The sequence below is a fragment of the Pseudescherichia sp. genome (assembly GCF_031979925.1).
Classification (GTDB): Bacteria; Pseudomonadota; Gammaproteobacteria; order Enterobacterales; family Enterobacteriaceae; genus Pseudescherichia.
Window position 1 is genome coordinate 72555 of the sequence record NZ_DALZFB010000007.1, and the last position, 13265, is coordinate 85819.

Annotated in this window: 13 protein-coding genes; 9 read left to right on the forward strand and 4 right to left on the reverse strand. The window is 57.8% G+C overall.

Annotated features, from left to right (window positions below; genetic code table 11):
* The gene (locus RTM13_RS13440) at window positions 1-345 is read left to right on the forward strand and encodes a gamma-glutamylcyclotransferase (protein ID WP_312212492.1); all 345 of its coding nucleotides are present in this window, start codon (window positions 1-3) and stop codon (window positions 343-345) included.
* Between the two features lie 88 nt (window positions 346-433).
* Here the strand turns inward: RTM13_RS13440 and ppa are convergent, their stop codons facing one another.
* A complete protein-coding gene (gene ppa / locus RTM13_RS13445; RefSeq protein WP_042388429.1) occupies window positions 434-964 on the reverse strand; it encodes an inorganic diphosphatase in 531 nt (176 codons plus the stop codon).
* A 309-nt stretch (window positions 965-1273) separates the two neighbouring features.
* On the opposite strand from ppa, the gene ytfQ reads away from it, so the two are divergent.
* The 5 genes from ytfQ (at window position 1274) to RTM13_RS13470 (ending at window position 7586) form a co-directional block, all read left to right on the forward strand.
* Complete coding sequence (ytfQ, locus tag RTM13_RS13450; RefSeq protein ID WP_312212493.1) at window positions 1274-2230, forward strand: galactofuranose ABC transporter, galactofuranose-binding protein YtfQ; 957 nt, start codon at window positions 1274-1276, stop codon at window positions 2228-2230.
* Between the two features lie 154 nt (window positions 2231-2384).
* Window positions 2385-3887, forward strand: a complete 1503-nt coding sequence (gene ytfR, locus RTM13_RS13455; RefSeq protein ID WP_312212494.1) for a galactofuranose ABC transporter, ATP-binding protein YtfR — start codon at window positions 2385-2387, stop codon at window positions 3885-3887.
* Between the two features lie 10 nt (window positions 3888-3897).
* Window positions 3898-4923 carry a galactofuranose ABC transporter, ATP-binding protein YtfT gene (gene ytfT / locus RTM13_RS13460; RefSeq protein ID WP_312212495.1) on the forward strand — a complete coding sequence of 342 codons (1026 nt, stop codon included), beginning with the start codon at window positions 3898-3900 and terminating at the stop codon, window positions 4921-4923.
* Complete coding sequence (yjfF, locus tag RTM13_RS13465; protein ID WP_312212496.1) at window positions 4910-5911, forward strand: galactofuranose ABC transporter, permease protein YjfF; 1002 nt, start codon at window positions 4910-4912, stop codon at window positions 5909-5911. Before ytfT ends, yjfF begins: the two co-directional genes overlap by 14 nt.
* A gap of 109 nt (window positions 5912-6020) precedes the next feature.
* Window positions 6021-7586: a methyl-accepting chemotaxis protein gene (locus tag RTM13_RS13470; RefSeq protein ID WP_312212497.1), complete on the forward strand. Its 1566-nt coding sequence runs from the start codon at window positions 6021-6023 to the stop codon at window positions 7584-7586.
* 44 nt (window positions 7587-7630) lie between these two features.
* Here RTM13_RS13470 and fbp read toward each other — a convergent pair whose 3' ends face one another.
* Window positions 7631-8629: a class 1 fructose-bisphosphatase gene (gene fbp / locus RTM13_RS13475; RefSeq protein WP_312212498.1), complete on the reverse strand. Its 999-nt coding sequence runs from the start codon at window positions 8627-8629 to the stop codon at window positions 7631-7633.
* A 172-nt stretch (window positions 8630-8801) separates the two neighbouring features.
* Here fbp and mpl point away from each other — a divergent pair, with 172 nt between their 5' ends.
* Window positions 8802-10160 carry a UDP-N-acetylmuramate:L-alanyl-gamma-D-glutamyl-meso-diaminopimelate ligase gene (gene mpl / locus RTM13_RS13480; protein ID WP_312212499.1) on the forward strand — a complete coding sequence of 453 codons (1359 nt, stop codon included), beginning with the start codon at window positions 8802-8804 and terminating at the stop codon, window positions 10158-10160.
* 105 nt (window positions 10161-10265) lie between these two features.
* Here mpl and yjgA read toward each other — a convergent pair whose 3' ends face one another.
* Window positions 10266-10817: a ribosome biogenesis factor YjgA gene (yjgA, locus tag RTM13_RS13485; protein ID WP_103818587.1), complete on the reverse strand. Its 552-nt coding sequence runs from the start codon at window positions 10815-10817 to the stop codon at window positions 10266-10268.
* A gap of 94 nt (window positions 10818-10911) precedes the next feature.
* Here yjgA and pmbA point away from each other — a divergent pair, with 94 nt between their 5' ends.
* Window positions 10912-12264 (forward strand): metalloprotease PmbA, encoded by a 1353-nt coding sequence (pmbA, locus tag RTM13_RS13490; RefSeq protein WP_312212500.1) that lies wholly within the window; start codon window positions 10912-10914, stop codon window positions 12262-12264.
* 32 nt (window positions 12265-12296) lie between these two features.
* Window positions 12297-12686, forward strand: coding sequence for a cytochrome b562 (gene cybC / locus RTM13_RS13495; RefSeq protein WP_312212501.1), 390 nt, complete (start codon window positions 12297-12299; stop codon window positions 12684-12686).
* Between the two features lie 34 nt (window positions 12687-12720).
* Here the strand turns inward: cybC and RTM13_RS13500 are convergent, their stop codons facing one another.
* Entirely contained in the window at window positions 12721-13149 is a 429-nt protein-coding gene (locus RTM13_RS13500; RefSeq protein WP_312212502.1) for a hypothetical protein, read from the reverse strand.
* Window positions 13150-13265: the final 116 nt, after the last annotated feature.

The following is a 13265-nucleotide window of genomic DNA, read 5'->3' on the forward strand; positions in this document are numbered from 1 at the left end:
ATGCGAATATTTGTTTACGGCAGTTTACGACGCAAGCAAGGTAACAGTCACTGGATGACTAACGCTCAATGGTTGGGCGATCACAGCGTTGAGGATTATCAACTCTACAGTCTGGGGCACTACCCAGGTGCGGTGCCCGGTCCGGGCCATGTGCTGGGTGAGGTTTACCGTATTGACGCTGAGACCCTGGCCGAGCTGGATGAGCTCCGCACCGCTGGCGGGGAGTACAAGCGTCAATTGATTCAGACACCGTACGGCAGTGCATGGATGTATGTGTACCAGCTTTCGGTGGATGAACACACGCGGATAGAGACCGGGAACTGGTTAGACAGGGATCGGGATTAACAGCAGCGCCACCTTCGGGTGGCGCTGTTTTTATCCATAAAAAACACCGCCTTTAGGGCGGTGTTTCTGTTCTACTTGCGGGTAGAGATTACTTCTTCGCAGCGCGTTCGAAAGAGGCCACGATTTCTGCTTTCGCGGCTTCGGCGTTATCCCAGCCGTCTACCTTAACCCATTTGCCTTTCTCGAGATCTTTGTAGTGCTCGAAGAAGTGGGTGATCTGCGCTTTCAGCAGCTCTGGCAGGTCGTTCACATCTTTGATGTGATCGTACTCTTTGCTCAGCTTGGTGTGCGGAACCGCAACCAGCTTGGCATCTTCGCCCGCTTCGTCGGTCATCTTCAGCACGCCAACCGGACGGCAGCGAACCACTGAACCCGGCTGCAGCGGGTACGGGGTCGGGACCAGCACGTCAACCGGGTCACCGTCCAGAGAGAGGGTGTGGTTGATGTAGCCGTAGTTGCACGGATAGAACATCGCGGTAGACATGAAACGGTCAACGAACAGCGCGCCCGTGTCCTTGTCGATTTCGTATTTGATCGGATCGGCGTTCGCCGGGATCTCGATAACAACGTAGATGTCTTCTGGCAGATCTTTACCCGCCGGTACGTTCAGTAAGCTCATGTTTGTTTCCTTTAAAATGTGTGGCAAACAAGTGCCGGGTATTATAGCCAACTCACGCCGAAAGTCTTCGCCTGTTTTCGTTTTCACTTCGCCGATCGCGCGTTTATCAGACCATTCAGATGACCGAAAAGTACATAACCTCAGCCGCATTTTTCATAGCTAAATGAAAGCGATTACAAACTTGTGATTAACGTTTTATTTACTTTTTTGAAGTGTGATGTAACGCAATTCGTTACATATTCCATTCGCTATAGTCTCTTCGCGAACATCTTTTAGCCAAACAATAATCACCCCTACGAGGACGTTATTATGTGGAAGCGCTTACTTCTGGTCACAGCAGTCTCAGCAGCCATGTCGTCTATGGCAATGGCAGCCCCGTTAACCGTCGGTTTTTCGCAGGTCGGCTCCGAGTCCGGCTGGCGTGCCGCTGAAACCAACGTCGCGAAAAGCGAAGCCGAGAAACGCGGCATTACGCTGAAAGTCGCCGACGGTCAGCAAAAACAGGAGAACCAGATCAAGGCGGTGCGCTCGTTCATCGCTCAGGGTGTGGATGCCATCTTCATTGCTCCGGTGGTGGCGACCGGCTGGGAGCCGGTGCTAAAAGAGGCTAAAGACGCCGAGATCCCGGTGATCCTCCTTGACCGTTCCATTGATGTGAAAGATAAGTCGCTCTACATGACCACCGTTACCGCTAATAACGTGCTGGAAGGCCAGCTGATCGGCGAGTGGCTGATTAAAACCGTTGGCGATAAGCAGTGTAACGTCGTTGAATTGCAGGGCACGGTAGGGGCGAGCGTGGCGATTGACCGTAAAAAAGGGTTCGCTGACGCCATCGCCAAAGCGCCTAATATTAAAATCATTCGCTCCCAGTCCGGCGACTTTACCCGCAGTAAAGGTAAAGAGGTGATGGAGAGCTTTATCAAAGCTGAAAATAACGGCAAGAATATCTGCATGGTTTATGCCCATAACGACGATATGGTCATCGGTGCTATTCAGGCCATTAAAGAGGCGGGCCTGAAGCCAGGCAAAGATATTCTGACCGGTTCCATTGACGGCGTGCCGGATATTTTCAAAGCGATGATTGACGGTGAAGCCAACGCCAGCGTCGAGCTGACGCCAAATATGGCTGGCCCGGCCTTTGATGCGCTGGAGAAATTCAAAAAAGACGGCACCCAGCCTGAGAAAATGACCATGACCAAATCGACGCTCTACCTGCCGGATACGGCGAAAGAAGAGCTCGAGAAGAAGAAAAATATGGGCTACTGAGCCTGAGCGTCATGGGCCATGTTAAACATGGTTTTGTAGGCCTGATAAGCGTAGCGCCATCAGGCAATGCCGCGCCGGATGTCGACGCAGGCGTCTTATCCGGCCTACAGGGTGCTGCGGCATCACGTATCAGGTTCGTTTCGGGGAGGCCATCATGACCACCGACCAACACCAGGAAATTCTCAGTACCGAGGGGCTTAGCAAATTTTTCCCCGGCGTAAAGGCGCTTGATAACGTCAACTTCAGCCTGCGCCGGGGCGAAATTATGGCCCTCCTCGGAGAAAACGGGGCCGGTAAATCGACGCTCATCAAGGCGCTGACCGGCGTCTATCATGCCGATCGCGGCGTTATTCGCCTCGAAGGGCAGGAGATCTCGCCTAAAAATACCGCCCATGCCCAGCAGCTGGGCATCGGGACGGTCTATCAGGAAGTTAACCTGCTGCCGAACATGTCGGTGGCGGATAACCTGTTCATCGGCCGTGAGCCACGGCGCTTTGGCTTTCTTCAGCGCAAAGAGATGGAGCGGCGCGCCACCGCGTTGATGGCCTCCTACGGCTTCTCCCTCGACGTGCGCGAGCCGCTGAACCGCTTTTCGGTGGCGATGCAGCAGATTGTCGCCATCTGTCGGGCTATCGACCTCTCGGCGAAGGTATTGATCCTCGACGAGCCTACCGCCAGCCTCGATACGCAGGAGGTGGCGATGCTCTTCACCCTGATGCGCCAGCTGCGCGCTCAAGGGGTAAGCCTGATCTTCGTTACCCACTTTCTCGATCAGGTGTACGAGGTGAGCGATCGCATCACCGTCCTGCGCAACGGCGGCTTTGTCGGCTGTCGCGAAACCCGCGAGCTGCCGCAGATCGAGCTGGTGAAAATGATGCTGGGGCGCGAGCTGGAGACCAACGCCCTGCAACGGGCGGGTCGGACGCTGCTCAGCGACAAGCCGGTGGCCGCCTTTACTGACTTTGGTAAGAAGGGAACCATCGCGCCCTTTAGCTTCGAAGTGCGTCCCGGTGAGATCGTTGGCCTCGCCGGGCTGTTAGGCTCCGGGCGGACCGAAACCGCCGAGGTAATCTTCGGCATCAAGCCCGCCGACAGCGGTAGCGCCACGATCAAAGGCAAACCGCAGACGCTGCGCTCGCCGCATCAGGCATCGTGCCTGGGGATCGGTTTCTGTCCGGAGGATCGCAAAACCGACGGTATTATTGCCGCGGCCTCAGTGCGGGAAAATATCATTCTCGCTCTGCAGGCCCAGCGCGGCTGGCTGCGGCCTATTCCCCGCCGGGAGCAGAATGAGATCGCCGAGCGCTTTATTCGCCAGCTGGGTATTCGCACCCCCAGCGCCGAGCAGCCGATTGAGTTTCTCTCCGGCGGCAACCAGCAGAAGGTGTTGCTCTCCCGCTGGCTGCTGACCAAACCCCAGTTCCTGATCCTCGACGAGCCGACACGCGGCATCGACGTGGGGGCGCATGCCGAAATCATCCGGCTTATCGAAACCCTGTGCGCCGACGGCTTAGCGCTGCTGGTGATCTCCTCCGAGCTGGAGGAGCTGGTCGGCTATGCCGATCGGGTGATCATCATGCGCGACCGCAAGCAGGTGGCAGAGATCCCGCTCGCAGAACTTTCGGTTCCGGCGATCATGAATGCCATTGCGGCATAAGGAGTAGAGTGTGATGCCCCGTTCCCTTCCGCAAACCGGCCAGCCGAAGCGGCGCATAAGCTGGCCGACGGGTATGCCGCAGCTGGTGGCGCTGATCCTGGTGCTGGTGGTTGATAGCCTGGTTGCGCCGCATTTTTTCCAGATCGTTCTGCAGGATGGGCGGCTGTTCGGCAGCCCCATCGACATTCTTAATCGCGCCGCACCGGTCGCGCTGCTGGCGATCGGCATGACGCTGGTGATCGCCACCGGTGGGATCGACCTCTCCGTGGGGGCCATTATGGCCATCGCCGGGGCGACGGCGGCCTCAATGACCGTTGCCGGACATAGCCTGCCGATTGTGCTGCTGGCGGCAATCGGCAGCGGCGTGCTGGCCGGACTGTGGAACGGCGTGCTGGTAGCCATTCTCAAGATCCAGCCCTTTGTCGCCACCCTGATACTCATGGTCGCCGGGCGCGGCGTGGCGCAGCTGATCACCTCCGGGCAGATCGTCACCTTTAACGCGCCCAGCCTCTCCTGGCTTGGCAGCGGATCGCTGCTGCTCTTCCCGACACCGGTGATTATCGCTCTGGTAACGCTGATTGTGTTCTGGCTCTTCACCCGCAAGACGGCGCTGGGCATGTTTATCGAAGCGGTGGGGATCAACATCCGCGCGGCGAAAAACGCCGGGGTGAATACCCGGGTGGTGGTAATGCTGACCTACGTGCTGAGCGGTATCTGTGCCGCCATTGCTGGCATCATCGTCACGGCGGATATTCGCGGGGCGGATGCCAATAACGCCGGACTGTGGCTGGAGCTGGACGCCATCCTCGCGGTGGTGATCGGTGGTGCGTCATTGATGGGCGGACGCTTCAACCTGCTGCTGTCGGTGGTAGGGGCGCTAATTATCCAGGGGATGAATACCGGGATCCTGCTGTCAGGCTTCCCGCCGGAGCTAAACCAGGTCGTGAAGGCCATTGTCGTGATGTGCGTGCTGATTGTACAGTCGCCGCGCTTTATCGACCTGATTAAGAGGAGCCGTGGTCATGATAAAACGTAACCTGCCGCTGATGATCACGCTCGGCGTGTTCGTGCTCGGCTATCTCTACTGCCTGACCCAGTTTCCCGGCTTTGCCTCGACGCGGGTTATCTGCAACATTCTGACCGATAACGCCTTTCTGGGTATCATCGCCGTCGGCATGACCTTTGTGATCCTCTCCGGCGGCATCGACCTGTCGGTGGGGTCGGTGATCGCCTTTACCGGCGTCTTTCTGGCAAAGGCAATCGGCTTCTGGGGGATCTCACCTCTGCTGGCCTTCCCGCTGGTGCTGGTGATGGGCTGCGCCTTCGGTGCCTTTATGGGCCTGCTGATCGACGCCCTGAAGATCCCGGCGTTTATCATCACCCTCGCCGGGATGTTCTTCCTGCGCGGCGTCAGCTATCTGGTTTCTGAAGAGTCGATCCCGATTAACCATCCGATCTACGACACCCTCTCCAGCCTGGCGTGGAAAATTCCCGGCGGCGGTCGCCTGAGCGCGATGGGGCTGCTGATGCTGGGCGTGGTGGTGATAGGCATCTTCCTCGCCCACCGCACGCGCTTCGGCAACCAGGTCTATGCTATTGGCGGCAGCGCCACCTCGGCCAACCTGATGGGCATCTCTACCCGCAGCACAACGATTCGTATCTATATGCTCTCTACCGGGCTGGCAACGCTGGCGGGCATTGTCTTCTCCATCTACACCCAGGCGGGCTATGCCCTGGCGGGGGTAGGGGTGGAGCTGGACGCCATCGCCTCGGTGGTAATTGGCGGTACCCTGCTCAGCGGCGGCGTTGGCACCGTATTAGGCACGCTGTTTGGCGTGGCGATCCAGGGGCTGATCCAGACCTACATTAACTTCGACGGCACGCTCAGCTCGTGGTGGACCAAAATCGCCATCGGCATTCTGCTGTTTATCTTTATTGCCCTGCAACGCGGCCTGACGGTGCTGTGGGAGAACCGCCAGAACTCTCCGGTGACGCGGGTAAGCATTCCGGCAACGAAGCCATAACTTTTTGATATGACTAAAAAATAACTAAAGCTTTCCCGGTAGCGGTCGATAACTGTTCGAATCAGCGCTATTCACGCTACGAAGTCTCTCTGCTACCGGGATCACCATCATGCTTAGAACGCTTTCGATTCGCACAGGCCTGCTCTCCTTGCTGGCCGTAATGACGTTACTCCTCCTTCTGGTCAGCGGCATCGGTATTTATGCCCTGAGCCAAAGCTCCTCCTCGCTACAGCGTATTAATCACCTTCAGGGTGAGCAGATGGCGCGCCTCAACGAGGGCTACACCCTGATCCTGCGCGCGCGTAACGAGGCCGGACAGGCGGTGCGTATGATGGAGGTCGGGCTGCTGGACGACGCGGGTAAGTCTGTCAAAAACATCAATAGCGAGGTCGCGCAGGCCCAGAAAGGGTTGCAGGCGACCATCGACGCAGGCGTAGAGGACGAGAGCGGCCAGGCGCTGCTGGCAGCGGTGGCCAAAAGCTATCAGGTCTATACTGCCCAGGGCATTGTTCCTATGCTGACCGCGCTCAATCAGCAGAGCGCGGACGACTACTACTCCCTGCTGGAGAATCAGCTGGTGCCGGTATCGCGCCAGTTTGATAACGATATGCAGGCCTTTATGAAGTGGGGCGAGGCGCGCGGCAAAGCGGAAGTAGACGCGGTGCAGGCGAGTAAAAAACGGGTGATGGCGTTGATCGTCATCGCCGCGCTGGTGACCGCAGGCATCATTGTTCTGGCATGGCTGGCGCTGCGTCATATGCTGCTCAGGCCGCTGAATGCCTCTATCCAGCAGCTGGAGCAGGTGGCAGAGGGTAATCTGACCTCCACCCAGGTCGATGTCGCCAGCAAAGAGTTCTCCCGCCTCAACGCCGCGATTGAGAACATGCGCCACGCTCTGGTGAGTTCGGTGACCCGCGTCCGCGACGCCAGTGCGCAGATCGATACCGGCAGCCGGGAGTTGACCGCCGGTAACGTCGATCTGGCCCAGCGCACCGAGTCCACCGCCTCCTCCCTTGAGCAGACTGCCGCCAGCATGGAGCAGATCACCGCCACGGTGAAGCAGAACGCCGCCAACGCCGAGCAGGCGCACCAGCTGGCGAAGACGGTCTCCGATACCGCCGATCGCGGCAGCGAAATGGTCTGCTACGTTATCGAGAAGATGCAGGATATCTCCGGCAGCTCGGCGCGTATCGCCGACATTCTTAGCGTGATCGACGGCATCGCCTTCCAGACCAATATCCTGGCCCTTAACGCTTCGGTAGAAGCGGCGCGGGCGGGAGAGCAGGGGCGTGGCTTTGCCGTGGTGGCGGGCGAGGTGCGTAACCTGGCGAGCCGCAGCGCCGATGCGGCGAAAGAGATCCGTACCCTGATTACCGACTCGCAGACTCACGTTGGCGAGGGCAGCAATCTGGCGATGCAGGCCGGAGAGACGATGGATGAGATCGCCAGCGAAGTGACGCGTATGACGAAGCTGATGCGGGAGATTGCCAACGCGTCCCACGAGCAGAGCCGGGGCATTGAGCAGGTGAATATTGCGGTGAACCAGATGGATGAGACCGCCCAGCAGAATGCGGCGCTGGTGCAGCAATCCTCTGCTGCGACCCACTCGCTGGAGCAACAGTCCCGCGAACTGTTAGCCGCCATGGCCTCGTTTCGTCTGCAGGCCGCAGGCTAACGCAACTTACCCTCTCCAGGCGGAGAGGGTAACACTCCTGCGTTTTAAGCGTCCGGGAACTCGCGCATAAAGCGCTCTACGTCCTCGACCATTGCGTTGGTACCGACGAAGAACGGACGGCGCTGGTGCAGCGACTCCGGAATAATATCCAGAATACGCTCTTTACCGTCGCTCGCCTTACCGCCCGCCTGCTCGGCCAGGAAGGCCATCGGGTTGCACTCGTACAGCAGACGCAGCTTGCCTTCCGGGTGGGTTGCAGTGCTCGGGTAGAGGTAGATCCCGCCCTTCACCAGGTTGCGGTGGAAGTCTGCCACCAGCGAGCCGATGTAGCGCGAGGTGTAGGGGCGGTGCGTGATCTTATCTTCTTCCTGGCAGAACTTGAGGTACTTCTTCACGCCCTGCGGGAACTTGATATAGTTGCCTTCGTTAATGGAGTAGGTGTTACCCAGCTCAGGGAACTGCATGCGCTCCTGGCAGAGGGCGAAGACGCCGAGGGAAGGATCGTAGGTGAAGGCGTGCACGCCGCAGCCGGTGGTGTAGACCATAATGGTCGAGGAGCCGTAGAGCACGTAGCCTGCGGCAACCTGTTTGTTGCCCGGCTGCAGGAAGTCTTCCACGGTGACCGGGGTGCCTACCGGCGTGACGCGGTGGTAGATAGAGAAGATGGTGCCAACGGAGACGTTAACGTCAATGTTGGAGGAGCCATCCAGCGGATCCATGAGAACCACGTACTTCGCGTGCTCGTAGCCGTCAAAAACAACGATCTCGTCCTCTTCCTCTGACGCGATACCGGCCACGATATTCCGCGCGCGCAGCGCCGCCTTCAGTTTCTCATTCGCGAACAGATCGAGCTTTTGCTGTACCTCGCCCTGCACGTTTTCGGCCCCGCTGGCCCCCAGAATATCGACCAGCCCCGCTTTATTGATATCGCGGTGGATGATTTTGGCGCCCAGCTTTATCGCCGACAGGAGCGAGGTCAGTTCCCCGGTAGCATGAGAGAAATCATGCTGCTTCTCGACGATAAATTCACCTAACGTTTTCATAACACTTTCCCTGCAATTAATGTGGAGTAAAGCGACTGTAGCAATACTAACAAAGATCTAAATTAATGCGCACAGGTGAATCGCGCCAGCAATAGTGAGATTCCGCTTAAATGCATTTCTCTGTGCCGGACATGGGGGTAATATGAGCGCCAGTTAAAAGAAGGACAGACGTATGCGCATTCATATTTTAGGAATTTGTGGAACCTTCATGGGCGGGCTGGCGCTGCTGGCGCGTGCTTTAGGTCATGAAGTAACGGGATCGGACGCCAATGTGTATCCGCCGATGAGCACCCTGCTGGAGAAGCAGGGCATCTCCTTAATTCAGGGTTACGACGCCAGCCAGCTCGATCCGGCCCCGGATCTGGTGATTATTGGTAACACCATGACGCGGGGAAATCCGTGCGTTGAGGCGGTGCTGGAGAAGAGCATCCCTTATATGTCCGGTCCGCAGTGGCTGCACGACTTTGTCCTGCGCGACCGCTGGGTGCTGGCGGTAGCCGGTACCCACGGTAAAACCACCACCGCGGGCATGGCGACCTGGATCCTCGAAGCCTGCGGCTACAAGCCTGGCTTTGTGATCGGCGGCGTGCCGGGTAACTTCGACGTCTCTGCGCGCCTGGGCGACAGCCCGTTCTTTGTGATTGAGGCCGATGAGTACGACTGTGCGTTCTTTGATAAGCGCTCCAAATTCGTACACTACGCGCCGCGCACCCTGATCCTTAATAACCTTGAGTTCGATCATGCCGACATCTTCGACGACCTGAAAGCGATTCAGAAGCAGTTCCACCACCTGGTGCGTATCGTGCCGGGACAGGGCAAGATCATTCTGCCGGAGAGCGACATCAACCTGAAGCAGGTGATGGCGATGGGCTGCTGGAGCGAGCAGGAGCTGGTAGGCGAGCAGGGCCACTGGCAGGCGAAAAAACTCACCACCGACGCCTCAGAGTGGGAAGTGCTGCTGGACGGTGAACGTGTGGGCCAGGTGAAGTGGGATCTGGTCGGCGAGCACAACATGCATAACGGCCTGATGGCGATTGCCGCCGCCCGCCACGTTGGCGTCACGCCTGCAGACGCGGCCAACGCCCTCGGCTCCTTCGTGAACGCCCGCCGCCGCCTTGAGCTGCGCGGCACCGCCAACGGCGTCAGCGTCTACGACGACTTCGCTCACCACCCGACCGCTATCCTGGCCACGCTCGCCGCGCTGCGCGGCAAGGTTGGTGGCACGGCGCGCATTATTGCCGTGCTGGAGCCGCGCTCCAACACCATGAAGATGGGCCTCTGCAAGGACGATCTGGCGCCGTCGCTGGGCCGCGCCGATGAGGTCTTCCTGTTACAGCCGCAGCATATTCCGTGGCAGGTGTCGGAGGTAGCAGAGGCGTGCATACAGCCTGCCCACTGGCATGGCGATGTTGATGCGCTGGCGGATATGATTGTGAAGACCGCCCAGCCGGGGGATCACATTCTGGTGATGAGCAACGGTGGCTTTGGTGGCATCCACCAGAAGCTACTGGACCGCTTAGAGAAGAAATAGCGAAATTGCCCGGTGGCGCTCACGCTTACCGGGCCTACGAAGGGCATCTCGTTTGCGGGATAAACCGTAGGCCGGGTAAGCGAAGCGCCACCCGGCGTTTACAAACTACTCTTCGGCTTCCGACAGCTCGCGCAGATACTGGAAGATCAGACGCGCGGACTTCGGCGGCTTGTTGCCGTCGCGCTCTTTCTGCGCATTGCGGATCAGCGAACGCAGCTGCTGGCGATCGGCGTTCGGCCACAGGTTTAACACCTCCGGCACCGCGTCGTCACCCTCGGCGATCAGGCGATCGCGCAGGTGCTCCAGCTTGTGGAAGAACGCCACCTGCTGGTTATGGCGGTTTTTCAGCTTGTCCAGCGCCTGGCGGATCGGATCGACATCGCGCTGGCGCAGCAGTTTGCCAATCAGCTGCATCTGGCGGCGGCGGCCCTCTTTCTTGATACGCTGCGCCAGCTCAATGGCGGCGCGCAGATCGTCATCCAGCGGGATCTTGTCGAGGGCGTTCTTGCCCAGGTCTACCATCTCTGCGCCGAGGCGTTTTAACTCTTCCGCATCGCGCTTAATTTCACTTTTACTGACCCAGATGATCTCATCATCTTCATCGTTGATATCATCACCGGGTACGTCATCGAGCCAGTCATCGGGCTGCTTGGTCATCTCAGGCTCCTTAAAAAAGAGGCTAATACTAACACCCTGGGAGCACACTGAGAATGGGTTCTCTGTTAGACTTCTTTAAAACTCCCCTTACATTATGGCATTGGCGATGAAAGTAATCACACAAGTTGCAGAGCAACGCAAAGCACTGGAAGAGGCCGTCTCCACCGCACTGGGCTTAGCCGCAGGTAAATCAGACGGTGCGGAAGTAGCGGTATCGAAGACCACCGGTATTAGCGTCAGCACCCGCTACGGTGAGGTGGAGAACGTTGAATTTAATAGCGACGGTGCGCTGGGCATCACCGTTTATCACCAAAACCGCAAGGGCAGCGCCTCGTCTACCGACCTGAGTCCGGACGCGATCGCCCGTACCGTGCAGGCGGCGCTGGACATCGCTCGCTACACCTCGCCGGATCCCTTTGCAGGCGTTGCCGATCGCGAGCTGCTGGCGTTTGAAGCGCCGGATCTGGATCTCTTCCATCCGGCGGAGATCTCCCCGGACGAGGCCATTGAGCTGGCGGCCCGCGCCGAGCAGGCGTCGCTGAAGGCGGACAAACGCATCACCAACACCGAGGGTGGCAGCTTCAACAGCCACTACGGGATTAAAGTCTTCGGTAACAGCCACGGCATGCTGCAAAGCTATAGCTCCAGCCGCCACTCGCTCTCCAGCTGCGTTATCGCCGAAGAGAACGGTGACATGGAGCGCGACTACGCCTACACCATTGGCCGTGCGCTGGGCGATCTCAAGACGCCGGAGTGGGTTGGAGAGGAGTGCGCCAGACGCACCCTGGCACGCCTTGCCCCACGCAAGCTCTCGACGATGAAAGCCCCGGTGATCTTTGCCAACGAAGTGGCCACCGGGCTGTTTGGGCACCTCGTTGGGGCCATTGCCGGTGGCGCGGTCTACCGTAAATCGACCTTCCTGCTGGACTCACTCGGTAAGCAGATCCTGCCGGAGTGGCTGACCATTGAGGAGCACCCGCACCTGCTGAAAGGGCTGGCCTCAACGCCGTTCGACAGCGAAGGCGTGCGTACCGAGCGCCGGGACATCATCAAGGATGGCATCCTGACCCAGTGGCTGCTGACCAGCTACTCGGCGCGCAAGCTGGGGCTGAAAAGCACCGGTCACGCTGGCGGCATCCATAACTGGCGTATTAAAGGTCAGGGCCTTAGCTTCGAGCAGATGCTGAAAGAGATGGGCACCGGGCTGGTGGTCACCGAGCTGATGGGCCAGGGCGTGAGCGGCATTACCGGCGACTACTCCCGCGGCGCGGCGGGCTTCTGGGTAGAGAACGGTGAAATTCAGTATCCGGTGAGCGAAATTACCATCGCTGGTAACCTGAAAGAGATGTGGCGCAATATGGTGACCATCGGTAACGATATTGAAACACGCAGTAATATACAGTGTGGTTCTGTGCTGCTGCCAGAGATGAAGATCGCCGGACAGTAAGCCATTTTAAAAATAATAAAAGGACATGAGCAATGCGGAAAAAGTTGTTAGCGATGTTAGCAGTCTCCTCTTTAGTTCTGGCCTCCTCTGCCGCGTTTGCGGCAGATCTGGACGAGGATATGGAGACCCTCAACGACAATTTGAAAGTAGTACAGAAAACCAATGACGCGGCAGAGATGAAGGATGCGTTGACTAAGATGCGCACCGCCGCGCTGGACGCGCAGAAAGCGACCCCACCGAAAATGGAAGATAAAGCGCCGGATAGCCCGGAGATGAAGGACTTCCGTCACGGGTTTGATATTCTGGTTGGTCAGATTGATGGCGCGCTACAGCTTGCCAACGCCGGTAAAGTTAAAGAGGCGCAGGCGGCAGCGGAAGAGTTTAAAACTACCCGCAATACTTATCACAAGAAGTTCCGCTAATATAACGGCGGGAGTCACCTCCCGCCTTGCCTGTTTATTCCACCCCGCTATCAGGATTATTATTCGTCTCGACTATTTTTACCTCTACCGGGGAAATAGCCTGCTGCAGATCCTGCCGCGTTATTCGCTGCCCGGACAGGGTGTCAATAATCTCTTCGCTGCCGTTTGGGTATTTAGTGACTGAGATGAGACGGCCGCCATACAGCGGAATACCGGTTAATTCCATCGTATAGTCGGTCTTCTTTATCTCCTCTTTTTTTATCTGCTGCTGTTTATCGATCTCATCCTGCGTTTTAGACGTCAGCGTAATCTTCGTGCTGCTGTCGTCAGAAGGAGTCGTATTATTATCGCTATTAATCTCTGCTAATTTGTTGTTATTTAGCAGAGTGGATGGGTTATCGCCGTTAGATAAATGCGAATCACCCTGCGCACTGACGGCGCTTATTTTTTCTATGCTATTCATCATCATCTCCGAAAAATACTATGCTGTGCGAAACGCAGGGGAACGGGGTCCCCAGGGGAGGTGACTACATCTGCGTTGGGTAAACGAGACAGAAAAGTTATCGGCAATAGCGGGAA